This is a genomic window from Ureibacillus chungkukjangi (genome assembly GCF_044795995.1).
In the GTDB taxonomy this organism is placed as follows: Bacteria; Bacillota; Bacilli; order Bacillales_A; family Planococcaceae; genus Ureibacillus; species Ureibacillus chungkukjangi.
Window position 1 is genome coordinate 1,934,140 of sequence record NZ_CP085009.1, and the last position, 19,851, is coordinate 1,953,990.

Consider the following 19,851-nt stretch of genomic DNA (forward strand, 5'->3'; position numbering starts at 1 on the left):
TCTGTATATTCTACTAATTCTCATTATGCTATTTTACTGCTTAAAGCTCAAGTAAGGGATTTTCTTTTCCAAAAGAAAAAAGACACGAGATTTACGTGTCTTTACTGTAAATGACTGAGTTCATTTTTTAGAATCTGTTCGTATTCCTTTGACGTTTTAATCTGTATAGTAATAGCCCCTTTTTGATAATAGGTTTTCACAATAAAGGGAACACCAATTGTGTTTTGAAATACAAAATCTAGTCCTCCAAAGGAAACTGTTGCATCTCTGCCTTCTGGTACATAACCAACATCCCTTGAATGATTATGGCGTTCAATAATTTTCAAGCCTAACTGATCTACCGCATTAAATAATGTCGAAGAGGTCTGGCATATGCCCCCACCTATTCCCATGACCATCTTTCCTTTTATTATTTCTGGTGCCATTTGATAGCCGGATGCAACATCTCTTGGCCCAACGACCGAATTAAAGGAAAATATATCGTTGTTACCGACTATTACATTATTTATGGCATTTGCTGAAAGCTCGATATTTTTACTGCGTCCAGAGTTAAATGCTCTAAAGCGTGTACTGTAAGAGGCAAGGACTACTTCATTAAAATAAGGGAGATCCTTCTCACTATAATCACTTTGACTATAATTTAGTGGAAGCTCAATTTCCCCACCTGATAACGAATGCTGAACGATTTGTTCAACAAGCTCCTCCTCATTAACAGTTATTAGCGGTCTTCCCTTGATGAGCTCGCCGTTTTCTTCAATCTTATCTAAGATCATTGGCTTTCGATAGCCATCACTAAAATCACGCACCCACACTTTAATTTGCTTCTTATATTGAGTGATATCTATTGCGATCTCGTAATCACTCGGTGTAAAAGTCTTAATAAGATCCTTTGTAAAAGGATCTATAATTTTAATCGTTCTAGAAGAGATTGACTCGTCTCCCTCTTTTTCAGCTTGAATCGTTGTGATATTGACTGAAAGCAAAAGAATAATCAGAATCGGTATAATTTTATTCATTAACACGCTAAACCCAACCTAACTATTGTCTGTAGTTGAGTTTATCTTGCCCAAATCGTGATGAAATATCATAAATTATTATTCATATACGCCATTTCTTATAATCTCAACATCCACATTTATATTTAATTTCATTTTTTTATACATTTCCATCCATTTCTCCTCTGTTAGATTCGCGCCTCTAACCTGCGATCTATATTCTTCCCCAAAACCAAAGATGTCCGATTCAATTTCTTTCGTATACTTAATAATCCTGGAGATTTCGCTTTCAATTTTTTCATTCATGGCTTTTTCTATTGTCTTATTAACTTTTGGATCACTTATATCAATTTTATTAGAAGTTTCCAACAATCTACATTTCAATAGTATGTTTAAATCAAATTCGTTCTTTTTTGCATCGGTTACTTTTATAATACTTTTTGATTTTATTGAGTCAACAGCCAAATTGAGGGTGTCACCTTTCGTCTCGACTGTGGGACTTATTGATTCCGAATCCAAGGAAAGTTCAAGTGTACCGGACTTAAAACTATCACAAATCAGCACGAGATAGGAGATATCACTTGATGGTAGTTCACCAACCATTTTTCCTTTATTAAAAAAAGCAGTACCAGTAATTCCGATAAATTGTCCCTCTTTTTTAAGGATTGGTAATGCAAAATTCCGTACTTTTGATTGATTATCCCGTCCTATTTCATGAAGTGTTGAAGAGATTAGTTGTTGTTGCTCAATGTTATGGTCTATTAAATTATACAGATGTTGGCCAATGTCAGATATTCCTTCATAGTTCTGTTCTATCAAGGTTTTTGACTCTCCTCTGACTACCGCTAAATAGACACTTGTACTAATTTCAGAATTTGAAAGCAGGGTTTGAATGGATTCCTCTATCCCCTGTTTCGCCAGCTCTTCACCGTATAGTACAACCCGCAATTGACCAGCTGCTAATTTCTTCGCAGTTTTCATGTCTACTTTGATTCGTGTTCCTTTACTCGTTGCTTCGGTTTCCGTTTGAGTTTCGACTCTACTTTCAAATTCCGGGTTAATTTGTCGAACAACTGTAGTGGCCGTTACCTTATCCTCATCTCCATTATCATAACCAATTAACGTTACTAAACTTATTCTTTCTAGAATTTTAGTTTCCGCACACCCAGTGATTAACGAGCAGCATATTAACAAGATTAAAATTAATTTTATTTTTCTCAACTACTTTTCACCCATTTTTTCAAAATCTTTTTAGTTGATGCCATAATATAGAGAAACAATGGATAGATAAAAACGACGTAAAATGCAATTTTACTAAATATATTATTTATCCGGTTTATATCATGTCGTGATTGGACTGGTAATGAAACAAAAAAAATTAAAATAGTAAAAATCCAAATAAATGTTGTTCCTTTAATATTCTTTATCCGAACAATGCCCCGGTATGCAGACCAAGAAAATAAACAAAGATTAGGTAATATAATAATTAACCAAAAACAGATAACAATAATTTCAATTCTCTCAATAAAAGGAAGCTTTATAATGCTAAATAATGTAAGCAATGCCCAAATTGTCTTTTCCAATTGCTCATTGCTAAAATATACTATGGTAACAATCATAACAAATACATATACAAAGCAAGTAAAAAACAAACCAAAGTGAACATATTTTTGTGCTTTGTTTTTATCTTTTACAAATGGGTACAGGATATTGACAACTTCAAATCCAACAATTGTAAACGTCATTGAATATGCACCTTTTAAGATACTTACAAGATCATTTGATAGTACGGGTAGAAGGTGATTATAATGTGCATATTCTAAAGGGAAGAGGAGTAGAAGTAGCATCCAAATAGTGGAAACAACGCTAATGAAGCAAACTCCAATTATTACCCGCAACCCACCTGTAAATGAATAAATGACAAGTATCAAAAGAGTTCCTGAGATAAATACCTGTGATAAATTTGGAAAAACCCATGTTGTGATGATTTCAGTGTAATTTTTTAATACCACAAAAAAGGCGAAAGATACGTAAATAACATATGAAAAGTTTATTAAATGACCAAGGTATTTGCCAAACAAATCTAGCTGAATGCCAAACAAATCGTTTGTTGAATATATTTCCAGTGTTTTAAACATGACATATACAATAAAGTGAGAAAATAGAAAACTCAATAAGATTGAAATCCATGCATCGTGAGTTGCATCCTTTACGATAAGACGTTGAAATCCCTGAATTCCAACCGCTATTTGACTAGTTACCACTACAAAAAATAGGAGAGGTGCATTAAACTTTTGATCGTTGCTTATTTGGAGTAAGGATTTCATGATTGCTTCATCTTCTCCTCATTTGAAGAGTTGTTATTTGACGCCTTATCGTTTACTTTTCTAGATGTAAGTATCGGTTGACGATTAATAAACGGGAGAGGTAACCTTATCACACTATCAGCCATGTCTTTCCATCTCGGTGGATAGAATGGTTGCAAATAAGGAGCACCAAGGCTCGATTGTCTTAATAAATGAATAATTAGTAAACAAAAAGCAAACATAATGCCATAAAAGCCCCAAAATCCAGCTAAAAAAATGATTGGAAAACGTAAAATTCTAATTACATTACCCATCACATAATTTGGAGTAGTAAAAGCAGATAAGGCACATAAAGCAATAATAATGATTAAAATATTACTTGTAATCCCTGCTTGAACAGCTGCTGTTCCCAGGACAATCCCTCCAACAATCCCGATTGTTTGTCCTACTTTGGTAGGCAAACGTGCCCCAGCTTCGCGTAATAGTTCAATTATTAATTCCAAAAATAAAGCTTCGATAATTGGTGGAAATGGAACTATCGCTCTCGATTCACTTAAAGGTACTAATAGAGGCTGTGGAATCACTTCATAGTGAAATGTTAAGGTAGCAACATATATAGGTGTAAAAAAGATTGATATTAAGATAGCGCTAAACCTTAATAACCTTAAAAAGGTAGCTATTGGCCAACGAAGGTTTTGGTCTTCTCTACTCTGGAAAAATTCGAAAAAGGTATAAGGACATAGGATAGCCATAGAACTTCCGTTTACCACTATGCCAACTTTTCCACTTAATAGTCCATCACAAAATCTATCGGGTCTTTCAGTTAAAAGCATTTGAGGGAAAATGGTTAAAGAATTATCATCTATTAATTCAGTTAAAATTGCACTATCTAAAATATCGGAAACATCCAAATCTATAATTCTTTGGCGAACAGTATTCACATACTCTTCGGAGGCAATGCCTTTAATATATAAAACGGATAATGACGTATTAGTTTCTTTCCCTATAACATATTTTTCATTACTTAAGTTAGGGTTTGTAATATACCTACGGATTAATGAAATGTTCGTTGCAAGACTTTCATTGAAGCCTATTTGTGACCCGATAACTTGGGATTCATTTTCAGGGGTTGTTAAACTTCTCGTCTGGTACGCTGATATCTTAGCAATGACGAGTTCAGAATTCCCCTCGACATGAATTAATACTGCACCAATTAACATTTCAAGTACACATTTATTCAACTCTGAACCTAAGTCAACTTCAGCAACTAAAAGGCTCTCTTTTATAATTCTGGGTGTTGCACAATCTGTTTTTTCAAGTGTTGGTAAAATCTGTTCATTTAAAGTATTTACATCAATTAAAAAGTCAACATAGATAATCGTAATGGTGTCACTAATTTCCTTTATCATTAAATCTGCTGGTGAGTGTGTAATCTCTTTTAGTTTTTCAATGAATTCCACCTTAGACGACGGAATTTTAATATGTTTAGCTTCAGTTTTCGCCGAAGAATCATTTGATTTATTTATTTTTCTAATCTTTTTCATTCCAAACATAAATTTCTCTCCATTTCCTATCTTTTCATAGGATTGTCTGAATAGCATAGATCTATACTTTTTGTTTAGATGAAAAAGGCAATATTTTCGCTTGTTACACGAAAATATTGCCTGATAGTTACATTTTAAATGCTTGTGCAGCGGCCTTTAGATTATCTGCCATAGTAGCTAGATTATCTGCCGAGGCTGCGATTTCTTCCATAGAACTATTTTGTTGCTCTGATGCCGAAGCGATTTCTTGTGTATTTCGAGATGCTTCTATCGAGATTTTGGAAATATGGTCAATTTCATCAACCATTTTCTCGGAAGAGCTGTTGATATGCTGACTCTCCTCTAAAATTTCTCTCATATGAATTGAAACCTTATCCACGGCTTTTGCAATGTTTTCAAATTCACTGCCAGCTCTTACGACTAACTCTTTTCCGTCATTTACAGCTGTATTCCCTTCATCCATAGCTTGAATCGATAAGGAAATTTCATGTTGAATATCTTTTATCAGCTCACTAATTTGACCAGATGCCTTACTGGATTGTTCAGCTAGCTTGCGAACTTCATCAGCTACTACTGCAAAACCTCTACCATACTCACCCGCTCTAGCCGCTTCAATAGCCGCATTCAGTGCAAGTAAGTTTGTTTGACTTGCAATATCAGTAATAACAGAAATGATGTCATTAATTTCAGAAGATTTCTTCCCTAGTCCGTTGATTGTTACCGATGCTGCATTTGTTTTTTCTTCAACGGTTTTCATGTAGCTAATCGTATTGCCAATTACTTCTGTACCGGAATTCGATGCATCGACTGCTTGGCTTGAAAGCTCATTCGTTCTTTCGATATTATCAGCTATCGTAGAAATACCATTTGATATATTAACAACTACATTTTTGGCGTTCTCTGTAAAGCTTACTTGAGTTTCAGTATTCGAAGCAATCGTTTGTATCGATGCAGCAATTTGCTCCGTTGCTTGCACTGTTTCATCTGAGCTTGCAGATAATTCTTCAGAAGAAGAAAGAACTTTATCAGAGGCTTTCTTAATCTCTGAAACAAGATGCTTAATATTGTCAATCATCAGGTTGAAATTTTTTGAGAGCTGTCCAATTTCATCATTTCTCTTCGTTTTAATAATGGATGTCGTCAGATCACCTGTTGCAATTTTCTCCATTTTCGAGGATAGAACTAAAATTGGTTTTGTGATACTTCTTACAATCACAAAGGTTACTATTATAATTGCTATTGCAGCAATGATAATCATTATGACTGTTGCATCACGAAGTGCATTTGACTCGGAAAGTACTTCATCATTAGGTGTATAAATAGCTAGCCCATAACCTACTGAACTAATAGGTGTATAAGAAACGATGTATTCTTCATGATTAAAGTCAAATGTAGAAATCCCTGATTCTTTAGCACTTTTCTCTAAATAAGACCCTAATTCACCAAGATTTGCTTCGTTAAATTTTGTTCCAATTAACTCTTCTGATGGATGCTCCTGTATAATTCCTTGCTCATCGACTAATGTAATAGAATTTGATGAGTTTTCATCCTCAGCTAAATATGTACTAATCAAGGCATCAAGATTAGCTGCACCAGCTAAAATACCTACAATTAAACCCTTGTCATTCATAATTGGTGTAGCAGCAACTACAGCTCGCTTGTCCGAATTATCTAGTGTGATAACCTCTGAAATAACAGATTTACCACCAAACACAGTAGGTACATAGCTTTGATCACTATAATCTGCACCAACCTCACCTTTGAGGGTATGTGCTACTACTGTTCGGTTCTTATCAATAACAAACATAGTATCAAACACATCTGAACGATTTTCTAGCATATTGATGTATGATAACACACTCTCAGTATCCATTGTTTTCATAACATCACTTGCAGCAGCAACCTGCATTTCAGAGATTTGTGTGTTAAACCATTGTTCAATGGATAAGGACTTACTTACTGCTAAATCCTGCATAGCATTTTGTTCTTTTTCTATCAAAATACTACTATTGTTATTTTGAATAAAGAAAGATACTGCTATTAAAGGAATAATAGAGATGAGTAAAATAGCCCCTACAAATTTAGTACGGATACTAATCCTGCTCTTTTTCTTTGAATCTTTGAGAGGCTTCTGCTTACGCGGTTCTTTCTGAGCTTTTCTCTTTTTAGATTCTGTTGGATCCTTTTGAATTTTCTGTTTTTTAAGCTTGTTTGGCTTTAGATATTTGCTAAACAATAAAGAAACCCCCTTGGTGCCGTTCTAGTATTCAATTTTAGGAATTATGAAGTGTATGCAGTAAAATCCTCCCTTTAAAAATATTATTTTCAGAATTAATTATATACTAAAAATAATGGTAATTAAATATAATTTTAGAACATTACTACTAAATGGAAAATATAAACTAGTTAAAAAGTATGTAAAATTTTATAATATAGTAATTTTTTAAGAGTTTATCTTTTTTATATTAAAAAATAGGCACGATAAAAGTGCCTATTTTAAAGGGGAAACCTGATATTGTTTTAGACAATATCGTTTGTTTTAAGTTAATGATAGGTATAATGCTCGGAAGTTCGAATCTCAATGGTTATCGAGTTTTCAGTAGTTGTTGAAATAATCATAAATGGAAAACCGGTGGTATTATGAAATCTAAAATCCAAGGTCCCATATGACACAGTAGCATCTCTACCCTTTGGCACATAACCAATATCTCTTGAATGATGATGCCATTCAACATATTCTACTGATAGTTGGTCTACTGCGTTAAATAGAGTTGAAGAAGTTTGGCAAATCCCCCCACCAATCCCCAATACAAATTCACCATTAACGATTTCAAGTGCCTCCTGATAGCCTGTTTCCTTTGTTCTTGGACCGACCATTGTATTAAATGAAAAATAATCTCCATTCCCTACAATCACCTTTGAAATCGCATCAGAGGACTGACGGATATTGTGCGTACGACCCACATCTGAAGCTTTAAAATAGGTTGTATATGAAGCAATAATCACTTCTTCGAGTGAGTCAAACTCACTACGGTCATATCCTGTTTCCGTAATATAAATAGGCAATTCCACATTGCCTCCATTTGGAGAGATTTCAAGAATTCGTTCCACAAGCTCACTTTCTTTTAATATAACCATAGGATGGCCTTTGATTAATTCCCCATTTTCATTTACTTTATCAAGGAACATTCGCTGATCATAGCCTTCTGTTGAATCGGTGCCTTGAGCTAAGTCTTTTGCTAGCTGTTTGATTTGGTTTACGTAAGAATAATAATCTGTATGATATCCTAATTCAGTAGTGGAAAATGTAGCGATAACAGAGTTTGTAACAGGATCGAATACATTTATTTCGCCGGTAAGTTCAGTGGTCTTTGATTGTTCTTCTGAGGTTGCCTCCTCTTGTTGAGGATTTTCTACGTCTACGTGTTGATTACTTTCTTCTGTAACACTTTGTTGAATTGGAGCATCTTCAGTGCTTTCTTCGCTACATCCAGTCAACAATACTAGCATCATGAAAATGAAAATAGCTTTCATTTGCAAGCCCCCCTTAATTCGACATCCTTCTCCAACAATTAGTGTATTCAATAAGGGGCGAATATGACTCTCGTTAAAAGCAGCATAAGTTACGATAAAAAAACTCGAAAATGCGTCCAGAAGCATTTTCGAGAATAGTAGTAGGGATCACTTTATTTTTTTGTAAATCTTTTGGGAAGGGCTTATCTCCTCGTACATCTTATTATAGTTCGTGTAGTTGATGGATTCTTTGTTTCCTAGACAGAGAACGCCGAATTTCCCTAAGCTATTATAAAAAAGAGTGTGTACTTTATTTTGTAGGTCCTTGTTAAAGTAGATCAAGACATTTCGACAAAGGATGACGTGAAACTCATTAAAGGAGCTATCAGTAACAAGGTTATGCTGTGCAAATACTACGTTTTCCGTTAAAAACGTATGAAACTTTACACCTGCATCAGTTACTTTATAATAATCAGAGAACGCCTCATCTCCACCGGCCTGCATATAATTATTTGTGTATTTTTTCATATGCTCTAAGGAGAAGCATCCGTTTTTTGCAGTTTTTAAAACTTCCGTATTGATGTCAGTTGCGTAAATTTTTGTCTTTTCGTAAAGTCCCGCTTCTTGGAGGAGAATGGCCATCGAATACACTTCCTCACCTGTAGAACAGCCAGCATGCCAGATTCGAATAGAAGGATAAGTTTTTAATACAGGAATGACCTTCTCTTTAAACGTCCTGAAAAATAGAGGATCCCGAAACATCTCGGTTACGTTTATAGAAAAGTCAGCGATTAACCGTTCAAAGCAGGACGAATCATGTAAAACCTTATCCAATAAGCTGGAAATTCTATTTAAATTTTCAGCATGGACTCGATGCCATACTCGTCTCTTAATAGAAGGATAGGCATAGTCTCGATAATCATAGCCATATTTCAAATAAATACCCTCAAGCAGTAGGTAAATCTCGATTTTTTCGAAATCCTCTCCCTGATTATTTTCTAGAGTTAGCTGGTCCATTGCTATGCATTCCTCATCTCATTAATATAGCCATACTTTAATAAGAGAAATTAATTGATCGGGCTCTACAGGTTTTGCAATATAATCTGAGGCACCGATTTCCAGGCATTTTTCTTTGTCTTCCCTCATTGCCTTAGCTGTAAGAGCAATAAGTGGAAGATTTTCGTAAAGTGGATTTTCACGTATTTTAATAATCGCTTCGTAGCCATCCATCTCAGGCATCATAATATCCATTAACACAAGGTCAATATCTGGATGGTCGTCTAGCATTTTTAAGCTTTCTAATCCGTTTTCGGCAAATACGACATTCATGCCTGCCATTTCAAGAACACTTGATAGAGCAAATACATTTCGAATGTCATCATCTACAAGGAGAATTTTTTTTCCTAATAACCCCTGTTTTGACTGAACACGCTGAATAAATAGATCTGTATTATGAGGCAGCATGCTTGAATCTTCCAAATAAGCTTCAAGCTCTGCAACTAATCTTTCAGGAGAATGCTCATTTTTGATAATAATTGCATGGGCATATTTGTTTAAGTCGATTTCTTCTTTAAGTGTTAAATCACGACCTGTATAGATGAACACTTTTATATGTTCATTGGCCACATTATTTTTTATTTTACTTAGTAATTCGAAGCCATTTGTATCTAATAGCCCTAAATCAAGAATGATACAATCAACTGCCGAAACTTTTAACGTTTCAATGGCTTCTTCTCCTGAAGACACAGCTTTAATAATAAAGTCCATATTCCCAATAAGCTCCATCAAGCTATTTCTTTGGTTCAGGTCATCATCAACAATTAGTAGCCGTTTGATATGACTAGTTTCAGTAAATTGATCTGGTAAAGCTACATTAATAGCCGGTATTTCGGGTTCAACGCTCGTATCTAAAGAAGTAGCTGCTACTTCTAGAGGACTTGTCACCAGATTCTCTACTAGTTGTTCTTCATAGTCGGCAAGATAGAAGGTAAATCGACTTCCCTTTCCTTCTTCACTTTCCACTTCAATTTCCCCACCTAAAAGGGAGGCAATTTCCCTACTAATGGATAAACCTAGGCCAGTTCCACCATATTTTCTACTAGTCGTTCCATCCGCTTGCTGGAAAGCTTCAAAAATAATATGTAACTTATCTTTAGAAAGTCCAATACCAGTATCAACAACCGAGAACGCAATTACAGGCTTCCCATACTTTTTCGTTTTCAACGTGTCTTCTGAAATCTGTAAGGAAACTTCCCCGGCTGGCGTGAATTTAAACGCATTTGATAACAGGTTTTTCAACACTTGTTGTATTCGGATTTGATCACTGAAAATCGTTGGTCTAATGTCCTCTAGGACCTTCACCTCGAAGTTGATTTTTTGATTATCCGCTAAAGCTGCGAAATTATTTTCGACGAATTCCACTAAATCCTGAATTGAAACTTCACTAGGAATAATGTCTGTTTTACCTGATTCAATCTTTGCGAGATCTAGAATATTATTAATTAGAATCAACAAATCATTCCCAGATGAATAAATCGTTTTTGCATACTCGACCTGTTTATCAGACAAATTCTCATTTGAATTATCTGCTAATAATTTTGATAGGATGATTAAACTATTTAAAGGTGTTCTCAATTCATGAGACATGTTAGCCAAGAATTCTGATTTATATTTAGAGCTTAGGGCTAGTTGTTCAGCTTTTACTTCAAGCTCTTTTCTCGCCTGTTCAACAATACGGTTGGCTTCCTCATACTTCACGTTTTGGTTTTCCAGACTCTTTGCTTTTTCCTCTAGTTCTGCATTTGTTTGCTCTAATTCCTCCTGCTGAATTTGTAGCTTAATTTCTGATTGGCGTAAGCTTTGAGTTTGTTCTTCAAGCTCTTCATTTGTTGCTCTTAGCTCTTCCTGTTGATTTTGTAATTCTTCTGATTGAGCTTGAACCTCCTCCATCAGAGTTTGCGATTCCTCAAGAAGCTGAGCTAATTGTAAACGACTTACGACACTTTCAATAATAATTCCTAGATTTGCAATCATTTCTTCTAGGAATGCTTTATGGGCTTCGCCTATTGGCTTTAGAGCAGCAATTTCAAGAACCGCATTAACCTCACCTTCAAATAGAATTGGTAAAATTACCACATCTACTGGTGTTGTTGCACCTAGACTAGAAGATATCTTCATATAATCTGATGGAAGTTCAGAAAGAAAAACGGCTCGTTTTTCTTCAATTGCTTGTCCAAGTAACCCTTCTCCAAAGAGAATTGTCTTCTTTATAGATTTCACATCTTCTAGTGCATAGGTTGAAATGAGATTAAATTGATCTTTGTTTCGATTATTAAAATCCTTTGCATAGAATACGGCATGGTTCGACTCTACTAAAGGTACAACCTTTGACAGCAAAGTCTTACCTAGATATTCAAGATTGTGCGACCCAGTTATACTAGAAGAAATCTCGGCTAAATTCGACTTTCTCCACGTCAATTCTTTTTCTAACTCAATTTGTCGATCTAATATCAAGGCCAATTGGTTAAAGGATTTAGCCACTCTATCGAATTCATCATTAGCTATTACATCAATTTTTGTTGTCAGGCTTATTTTACCTGCTGAAATATTACGCATGATGGTCGTCATCTTCATAATGCGATTGGAAACCGAAAAAACATTTTTTAGGATGATTGTCATGATGATCAGAATGGCAACAGCCAATAAGATTGAGCTTAGGAGTGTTTCCCTTTGTGTATTATTACTCATTTCGACTAAAGAGTTTTCAAGCTCCTCATCGTAGGCTGCAGCGATATCTCTTAACACGATTGTAAAGTTTTCATGCAGTTGTTCTGAGCTTTCACTAATAAGCCTTCTCGCGTCTTCTCTTCTATTCTCTCTGGTTAGTGAAACCATTTGATTTTTATAAATTTCAAAATCCTCGTTTACGTTTTTCAAACGGGTTACTAATTCTTTATGGTTCTTACTTTTTACATTTTCCTCTAAAAGAAGTATATTTCGTTGTACATTCTTGCTCTCTACTTCAATTTTGGCCAGTTCTTCCGTGATGGCTTGTTCGTTAAAATAAATAGCTAGATTCCTTAAATACATTCCCTGGTCTTTAATATCTGCACGAATAGTAGCTGCCAGTACAGATGAATTAAAATTTCCATGGATTTGCTCGCTAGTAGCATTCAAATGAGAGATTTGTAACCATCCACTACCGATAATTAATAGCACTAAAATAGGTAATGTTGATATTGCTAATAGCATTTTTGTCCGTACCTTCATGGCTACACGCTCCAATAAACACATATAAAATGTATTACTCTATTTTATTTTTTTCTCGTTAATACATGTTTCATATACTAAAGCGATTGCCTGTACGCGATCAGAAACATTTAATTTTGAAAGGATATTCGTAATATGATTTTTTACAGTGTGCTCACTTATGAATAAATTCTCAGAGATTTCTTTATTACTTAATCCCTCAACAATTAAAGAGAATACATCCACTTCACGGGTAGAAAGGGAGTTTTCCCTTTTAATAATTTGAATGGAAATCTCAATAAGTGTTTTGTTTATTCCTATTTCTTCTTTTGGTTCTAAAATGATAACGTTATCTACGCTTTTTATATTTTTAGAAGTTTTTGATTGACGGTTCTCCATATTCAGTTTTTCAACGTATAGGACAAAATCCTCTGGTGGTAAAGGTCGACTATAGAAATACCCCTGTACTTCGTTACATTGTAGGTTTCTTATCACATTAAGCTGTTCGATTGTTTCAACACCTTCAGCTACAACATGGATCCCTAAATTTTTGACTAGTGTGATAATTGAATCTACAATGACACGGCTATTTTTCTCAGGATTTGTAGTATCTTGAATATAGGATTTATCGATTTTTACCGTATCAAATGGAAACTCTCTTAAATATTTAATAGATGAATAACCCGTCCCATAATCATCAAGGGCAATTTGAATATTCAGATCTTTTATCTGTTGTAAGGCCTGTAATACAGTCTCTTCATTTTGTAAGAGTGCTGATTCTGTAATTTCAATTTCGAGCATGCTCGGATTCATCTTAGAAACATTTAGGATTTGTTTAATTTGTTTTATTAAATCTCGCTGTAAAAAATGCTGAGCACTGAAATTTACTGAGACCTTTATAGATAGATAGGGAATATTGCTCCACCTACTCATTTGCTCACAAACCTTTTTTAGTACCCATTTATCAATCTCGAATATTAAATTAGATTCTTCGGCAATCGGAATGAAGACATCGGGTCTAACAACTCCCCAGCTTGGGTGATTCCATCGAATAAGTGCCTCAGCGTTAACTACTTCACCAGTTTCTACGTCAATACGGGGCTGATACACAATCGAAAATTGATCTAACTCAATTGCTTTTCTTAGCTCGTTTTGCATTAAGAATTTACGATAGGATTCAATATTCATGCCAGAATGGTATACCTTATATTCGTTTTTGCCTTGTTCTTTTGCACGATAAAGTGCAGCATCTGCATTTTTCATTAAGGTATTCGAATCCTCCCCGTCATATGGGAAAATTGAAAGCCCGATACATGTAGTGATATAAAACTCAAAATTATCTATATAGAAAGGGTCTTTAAAGCTACTAAGTATTTCTTCAGCAACCTCCAAGCATTCCTCACGATTACTATTTGATAGCACGATAACAAATTCATCCCCGCCAAGACGAGCAACAAAATCATACTCTCTTACAGCGTTAACTAATCTTTTAGATACTTGCTGAAGCAACTTATCCCCCATTAAATGACCAAGAGAATCATTTACAGACTTAAATCGGTCTAAATCTAAATACATTAATCCAAGAGTTTCATTTTTGTTTTTCGCATTCATAAGATTTTGAATCATTACATCATGAAACATTCTTCGATTTGGTAAGCTTGTTAAACCATCGTGATAAGCAATATATTCAATTGTTTTGTTTTTGTCTTCTAAGCTCTTAGATTGTTCTATTATTTTTTTATTTAACAGATATAGCTCTACAAATCTTTCTAACTTTGACTTAAGAATAAGTGGGTCAAAGGGCTTTAAAAGATAATCGATTGCACCAACAGAATAGCCCATGAATATGTGCTCGGAATCTAAATTATTAGCCGTTATAAAGAGGATTGGAATATTTTTCGTTTTTTCACGAGCTTTAATAATTTTGGCAGTACTAAAACCATCCATCCCTGGCATTTGAACATCAAGGAGGATAACTGCAAAATCATATTTTAATAGGTACTTCAGTGCTTCTTCTCCGGAATATGCTTTTATTAAATTATATTCATCTCTTTCAATAATCGCTTCCAAAGCTAATAGATTTTCTGGACGATCATCAACTAATAAAATATTTATTCTATTTTCTTGATTCATACCTTTTCCCCCCAACCAAACATACAGAATCATAATACTTTGGTAGTAATTAGGATACCATACTATTTAATGGGATGGGAGATATAATCCCGTATAAATTTTAGTTAAAACCACTTTCACATTACTTTATGACTACGTTTTTAAAAGTTTGATAAATTTATCATATAAAAAAATCTAATTACATTAATTATTTGATGAAATAAAAAGTAATTAGATGTTTCTGCTGTATTATTAACTTGCACTAGCGGTTATTTTCTTTAAATAATAAAATTTGTCTTCTTTTATTAAATTACTATTGGCTTCAAAAGGATCTTTCTTTAATTCCCTAGAAAATTTCTCTAGGATTTTTAGTAATTCATCTCTTTCATTGTCATCAATCGAAAATTTGACACCATATTCAAAAAATCCATCCTTCGATTCATTTTTCCAAACAATGTAGCCATTTACTACTATTTTAGAATTCACAATCATTGTTTCAAATTGATAGAAAACATCCGAGCGAACAGGAAGCTGCATATTAGAGGTGAATTTTAGACCACCTGGACTGATATTATCAATAATAACTTCTGTTTTACCAAGGTTTACTTTTCTATCCTGGAAAGTTGTCAAAGTCATTTTACTACTTAGAGGGAACAGCAATTCAATTCGATAAAATGCCCTTCTTTCAAATTGTTTGTGATTATCCTCACTATATTGTGGTTTCAGATAAGCTTGTTTCAAAAACGATTGAAATTTATCATCCGGTACAGCTTGACTAAAGAGATACCCTTGTATTTCTTTACAATCTTGTTCCTTTAAAAACTCAAGCTGTTCGATTGTTTCAACACCCTCTGCAACAATATTCATATCCATTCCTTTTGCCATAAAAATAAGGGATTTTATAATCATTTCTACTTTCTCATCCCTATTAATTTTTTGGATAAAGGATCTATCGATTTTAATTGTATCAATCGAAAAATCATTAATATGAGCAAGGGATGAGTAGCCTGTCCCAAAGTCATCTAAAGCAATTTTTATACCAAGCTCTTTTAAAAATTGAATTGCAAACTCTACTTCCTTCTCATGCTCGAACAAGGTTGTTTCAGTGATTTCAAATTCAATCAAGGAAGCGTCTATCTCATACTCGTTTAGAACAGAAAGAATCAGAGTAACCCAATCACTTCTAAGGAATCTTTGGGAAGTGACATTTATAGATACAGGTACAACAGTTAAATGATTCTCTTTCCATTTTGCAATTGTACGGCAAACCTCTTTAAATACCCAGTCACTAATATCATTGATAAAGCCACTTTCTTCTGCAATTGGTATAAACTCTCCTGGAGAGACTAGCCCCCAAACGGGATGCTGCCAACGAATTAATGCTTCAGCACTTAACAATTTACCTGTTTTCGCATCTACACGAGGCTGGAAATGTAGTACTAATTCATTGTTAATAATCGATTTTCTTAAATCTCTTTCCAATTCAAATATTTTAAATGACGAAATATTTAAAGTCGAAGAATAGATATGGTAGTTGTTTTTTCCGTTTTGTTTTGCACGTAGTACAGCTGAGCTAGTATTCTTTAATATTTCCGTCGTTGTATTACCATTTGTCGGACACTCACTAATTCCAATACTAGCTGATAGATATAGCTCAAATTCATTTGCTGCAAAAGGCATACTTAAATGGTTAATAATATTTTTAGCAACAGTTTCAGGATAACAATTATCCTCATATCCCCATAAGATTAACCCGAACTCGTCCCCACCAAGTCTTGAAAACATATAGGAACCCGTCAGTAAATTATCAACTCGCTCACAAAATTGCTTTAAAATAATATCTCCAATCGTGTGACCCAATGTGTTATTGATATTTCTAAAACGATCTAAATCTAAAAACATGACAGTAAATCGCTTATCTTGTTCGATAAGAGCCTCTATTTCTTGGTTAAATAAGAGACTATTTGGTAAATTTGTTAAATTATCATAGAAAGCTAATTGATTAATTTTTTCTTCATAGTTTTTCTGATCAGTAATATTGGTAATAATCCCATCAATTCGGATGACTTTTCCTGCATCATCTAAAACTGGAAGTGTTTTATCTTGAACCCATACAATTTCACCATTTTTATGAAAAATTCGATATTGGATTTCAAAGCCTTCCCCATTCAAAACACCTTGAAATGCATCCATATAAAATGAACGATCTTCTAGATGAATTATTTTTTCCAAGCTTCCTTTTTCGTAAAACATCTCAGTAGGATAACCAAGCATTAACTCAATACCTGGAGTTACTAAAATATATTTTTTCTTTATTGTATCGAAGGATCTTATGCCAAGAGAAAGATTATCATAGATATGTTCGAATCTTTTTTCCGTTTCGAGCAGTTCATTTTCAGCTAGTTTTCGATCTGTAATGTCTTGCGTATTGCAAATTAAACGAACTGGTTTACCATTAAGATTTTTTACCACTGAGATTCTTTCAGATACAAAACGGATAGTATTATCCCTTCGTAGTAAACGATATTCTAAGGAATCTCCTTCACCACTTTCTACTATCTGATTAAAATATTTTAAATATTTTTCACGATCACTTGGATGTACATAAGTTAAACCTTCAGCAATATTAAGTGTGTAATTTTCTTCTATTTCCATACCGCATATGATATAAAGCTGATTCGACCAGAAAATTTCATCTTTTTCAATATCGTAATCCCACGAACCAATATTTCCACAGCTTTGAGCTAATTCTAATTTATCCAATACATTTTGAATTTTCTGTTCGTGCTGTATATATTGAGTTATATCCTTTGCCATACCATAAATCGAAAGCACTTCCATATCTGGTTTCAAATATGGGACAAGTGTAAGACCCACATTCACTTCATGCCCATCCTTATGTTGTACGATTTCAAAGAAACTTTGCGCTTTCCCTTTTGCTACAAGTTTGAATTTCTTTTTTATATTTTCATTAAAAAACAATTCATTAAAATCAGTCACAATTTGTTTATCGGAATATCCGAAAATAGATAGTAATGATTGATTATAGAGATTAACTTTACCATCTAGGTTTAATGTGAAAACAGCATCAGGATGCTGATCAAACAATAAATGAAATATATTTTCATTTGTAAAATATGAGCTATCTGATTCTGTATGTTGTTTTTTATTTTTTTTCATATTAGGTAATAGTGAAAATCCCATCAAAAAATTCCTCCTAGTTCCAAGCTTTTAATTATTATGTTTAACTGTCACCCCCGAACGAATCAGACCTATAGATTACAGTTTGTTTATATTTATAGTATTTGTATTTGATTTAATAGAAATTCTTGTATAAATTCATAATTATCTTGCAGTATATCTAGTCGATTAAATACATGATATCCCTCTGGAGAAAATTTACATATCACCGACAGTTCTTATTTAGATAGGAACCTATTCCTATTTTCTTAAGTATTCGTAATTTTTATACTCCTATTCGTTTTCACTTAACGATTACATTTATTTTTGTAAGATAATGCTTCTGCTTTATATCAGTTATAAGTTATCTTCTTTTTTAATGAAAAAATGCCCCAAAGTTTTATCTTTGGGACATAATCTTAAAAAGGCTTAAAGACCATTAAGAAGACAAGCAGGACAAGTAAGACATATGTTGTGAGGGTTAAGGGCTTGGTCTTTTTAGCGATCTGAATGTATTCACTTGGCAGGTCCTCACTCTTTGATTGCTCAAGGATTTCAAGCATTGATCTCTCATATCTAGGTATTAAGTAGGCGACAATTGGTTGCGTAAGGATGTATAAAACAATTGAAGTTATGTACCAGCCTGTTATGAATAAATAGGGATGAATAAAGCCCATAATGAGACCAGATGTCAATAAAGCAATACTCCCTATCTTTGCCAGTTTTTCCACTTGGGCATTAATCATATGTGCAGTAAAGGCTGTGCGGACGTTACGGGCACTATTCATAATATAAGGAGAAGCAAATGTAGCTCCTAACCCACAAATCGCACCGAGAATATGAATGATTAGTAATAGCTTGAAGAGGATATCCAATATAGTTAGCACACTCCTTCTTAATAGATACTGTATGTATACGTTTTAAAGGAGTGAAAAATTTGTTGAAACTAAAGCTTATTATGTAAAATTAATTACAAATAAAAGGAGCAGCACGAATCCTATATGGAAATCGTACTACTCCTTATTATTCACCTATTAGGAATTCGCTGGTAATGTCATATCCTCGCATATAATCCGGTGACCCAGGGAAATTTTGCATAAAGCCATGAATTCCTCCATCAAATCGTACTAGCTTCACATCAACACCAGCCTCTTTTAATTTTTCTACATATAGCTCCCCTTCATCACATAGAGGATCATACTCTGCTGTAAACAGTAATGTTTTTGGCATTTGTGAGAGGGTTGGCTGGTCAAGAAAAAGTGGTGATTTATAGGGTTGATTTTCATGTTCGGTATGAAGTAAATCAGCTTGACTCTTTGTTATGTCTACACCATATTTTGCATTATACAATGCTCTTGACTGATATTCACTTCCATTTTTTGTGATATCTATATCAAGTATTGGATAATGAAGAACTTGTTTCATTATAGTAAAATCCTTTGTCGCAATTGACTTTAAAGTAACAACGGTTGCTAAATTCCCACCAGCACTAGGTCCTCCTATAGCTACATGCTCTTTGCGCCCACCAAGCTCAGAGGCATTATCGAATACCCATTTTGTTGCAGTGTAGCAATCCTGAAATGCTGCAGGTGCAGGAAACTCTGAGCTTAACCTGTAATCAACAGAAATCACTTTATAGCCGGAAAGCTGGCAAAATAAGCGGCAAGAAACATCATGCGTTTCTATACTGCCATCGATGAATCCACCACCATGAAAAAAAACGAATAGGGGGTAATAATCCATTTTATCATCCGGTGTGTAGATTCTAATGGGGATTTGATGAGTGTGTGTATCTACTGTTAGGTCCTCAACACTAAGCACCTTTGGTCGTTTTTCTAATGGAGGAATTTCTAAAGAAATACCTTTACTTCGCGCTTCAAGATTTTGCTGAAAAAATTGCTCGATATAATGATGTAATGGCATAGGTTAACTCCCTTCGTTTTTAAATGTATA

General features: G+C 34.1%; 12 protein-coding genes. All 12 read right to left on the reverse strand.

The genetic code is table 11. From position 1 onward, the window contains the following. Nucleotides 1–101: 101 nt before the first annotated feature. Nucleotides 102–1,016: a VanW family protein gene (locus LG296_RS09570; protein WP_107936455.1), complete on the reverse strand. Its 915-nt coding sequence runs from the start codon at nucleotides 1,014–1,016 to the stop codon at nucleotides 102–104. A gap of 78 nt (nucleotides 1,017–1,094) precedes the next feature. Beyond that, nucleotides 1,095–2,216 carry a Ger(x)C family spore germination protein gene (locus tag LG296_RS09575; protein ID WP_107936390.1) on the reverse strand — a complete coding sequence of 374 codons (1,122 nt, stop codon included), beginning with the start codon at nucleotides 2,214–2,216 and terminating at the stop codon, nucleotides 1,095–1,097. Next, nucleotides 2,213–3,322 carry a GerAB/ArcD/ProY family transporter gene (locus LG296_RS09580; RefSeq protein ID WP_107936392.1) on the reverse strand — a complete coding sequence of 370 codons (1,110 nt, stop codon included), beginning with the start codon at nucleotides 3,320–3,322 and terminating at the stop codon, nucleotides 2,213–2,215. The genes LG296_RS09575 and LG296_RS09580 overlap by 4 nt, the downstream gene beginning before the upstream one ends. Then, nucleotides 3,319–4,854 carry a spore germination protein gene (locus tag LG296_RS09585; protein WP_107936394.1) on the reverse strand — a complete coding sequence of 512 codons (1,536 nt, stop codon included), beginning with the start codon at nucleotides 4,852–4,854 and terminating at the stop codon, nucleotides 3,319–3,321. The genes LG296_RS09580 and LG296_RS09585 overlap by 4 nt, the downstream gene beginning before the upstream one ends. Nucleotides 4,855–4,972: 118 nt before the next feature. Beyond that, nucleotides 4,973–7,081 carry a methyl-accepting chemotaxis protein gene (locus tag LG296_RS09590; RefSeq protein ID WP_107936396.1) on the reverse strand — a complete coding sequence of 703 codons (2,109 nt, stop codon included), beginning with the start codon at nucleotides 7,079–7,081 and terminating at the stop codon, nucleotides 4,973–4,975. 308 nt (nucleotides 7,082–7,389) lie between these two features. After that, entirely contained in the window at nucleotides 7,390–8,379 is a 990-nt protein-coding gene (locus LG296_RS09595) for a VanW family protein (RefSeq protein ID WP_107936398.1), read from the reverse strand. A 147-nt stretch (nucleotides 8,380–8,526) separates the two neighbouring features. Continuing rightward, nucleotides 8,527–9,375 carry a protein-glutamate O-methyltransferase CheR gene (locus LG296_RS09600; protein ID WP_107936400.1) on the reverse strand — a complete coding sequence of 283 codons (849 nt, stop codon included), beginning with the start codon at nucleotides 9,373–9,375 and terminating at the stop codon, nucleotides 8,527–8,529. Nucleotides 9,376–9,396: 21 nt separating this feature from the next. Continuing rightward, nucleotides 9,397–12,627 carry a response regulator gene (locus tag LG296_RS09605; protein ID WP_181418057.1) on the reverse strand — a complete coding sequence of 1,077 codons (3,231 nt, stop codon included), beginning with the start codon at nucleotides 12,625–12,627 and terminating at the stop codon, nucleotides 9,397–9,399. Between the two features lie 39 nt (nucleotides 12,628–12,666). Continuing rightward, a complete protein-coding gene (locus tag LG296_RS09610; protein ID WP_181418056.1) occupies nucleotides 12,667–14,739 on the reverse strand; it encodes an EAL domain-containing protein in 2,073 nt (690 codons plus the stop codon). Between the two features lie 231 nt (nucleotides 14,740–14,970). Then, nucleotides 14,971–17,922 (reverse strand): EAL domain-containing protein, encoded by a 2,952-nt coding sequence (locus tag LG296_RS09615; RefSeq protein WP_107936406.1) that lies wholly within the window; start codon nucleotides 17,920–17,922, stop codon nucleotides 14,971–14,973. Between the two features lie 395 nt (nucleotides 17,923–18,317). Continuing rightward, entirely contained in the window at nucleotides 18,318–18,773 is a 456-nt protein-coding gene (locus LG296_RS09620; protein ID WP_181418055.1) for a DUF2269 family protein, read from the reverse strand. A 148-nt stretch (nucleotides 18,774–18,921) separates the two neighbouring features. Next, a complete protein-coding gene (locus tag LG296_RS09625) occupies nucleotides 18,922–19,821 on the reverse strand; it encodes an alpha/beta hydrolase (protein ID WP_107936410.1) in 900 nt (299 codons plus the stop codon). Nucleotides 19,822–19,851 lie beyond the last annotated feature (30 nt).

Bases quoted from the DNA above. Each gene is read 5' to 3' on its own strand.
- LG296_RS09585 (WP_107936394.1), bottom strand. From the start codon at position 4,854: ATGTTTGGAATGAAAAAGATTAGAAAAATAAATAAATCAAATGATTCT.
- LG296_RS09600 (WP_107936400.1), bottom strand. From the start codon at position 9,375: ATGGACCAGCTAACTCTAGAAAATAATCAGGGAGAGGATTTCGAAAAA.
- LG296_RS09595 (WP_107936398.1), bottom strand. From the start codon at position 8,379: ATGAAAGCTATTTTCATTTTCATGATGCTAGTATTGTTGACTGGATGT.
- LG296_RS09580 (WP_107936392.1), bottom strand. From the start codon at position 3,322: ATGAAATCCTTACTCCAAATAAGCAACGATCAAAAGTTTAATGCACCT.
- LG296_RS09605 (WP_181418057.1), bottom strand. From the start codon at position 12,627: ATGAAGGTACGGACAAAAATGCTATTAGCAATATCAACATTACCTATT.
- LG296_RS09625 (WP_107936410.1), bottom strand. From the start codon at position 19,821: ATGCCATTACATCATTATATCGAGCAATTTTTTCAGCAAAATCTTGAA.
- LG296_RS09615 (WP_107936406.1), bottom strand. From the start codon at position 17,922: ATGGGATTTTCACTATTACCTAATATGAAAAAAAATAAAAAACAACAT.
- LG296_RS09570 (WP_107936455.1), bottom strand. From the start codon at position 1,016: ATGAATAAAATTATACCGATTCTGATTATTCTTTTGCTTTCAGTCAAT.
- LG296_RS09610 (WP_181418056.1), bottom strand. From the start codon at position 14,739: ATGAATCAAGAAAATAGAATAAATATTTTATTAGTTGATGATCGTCCA.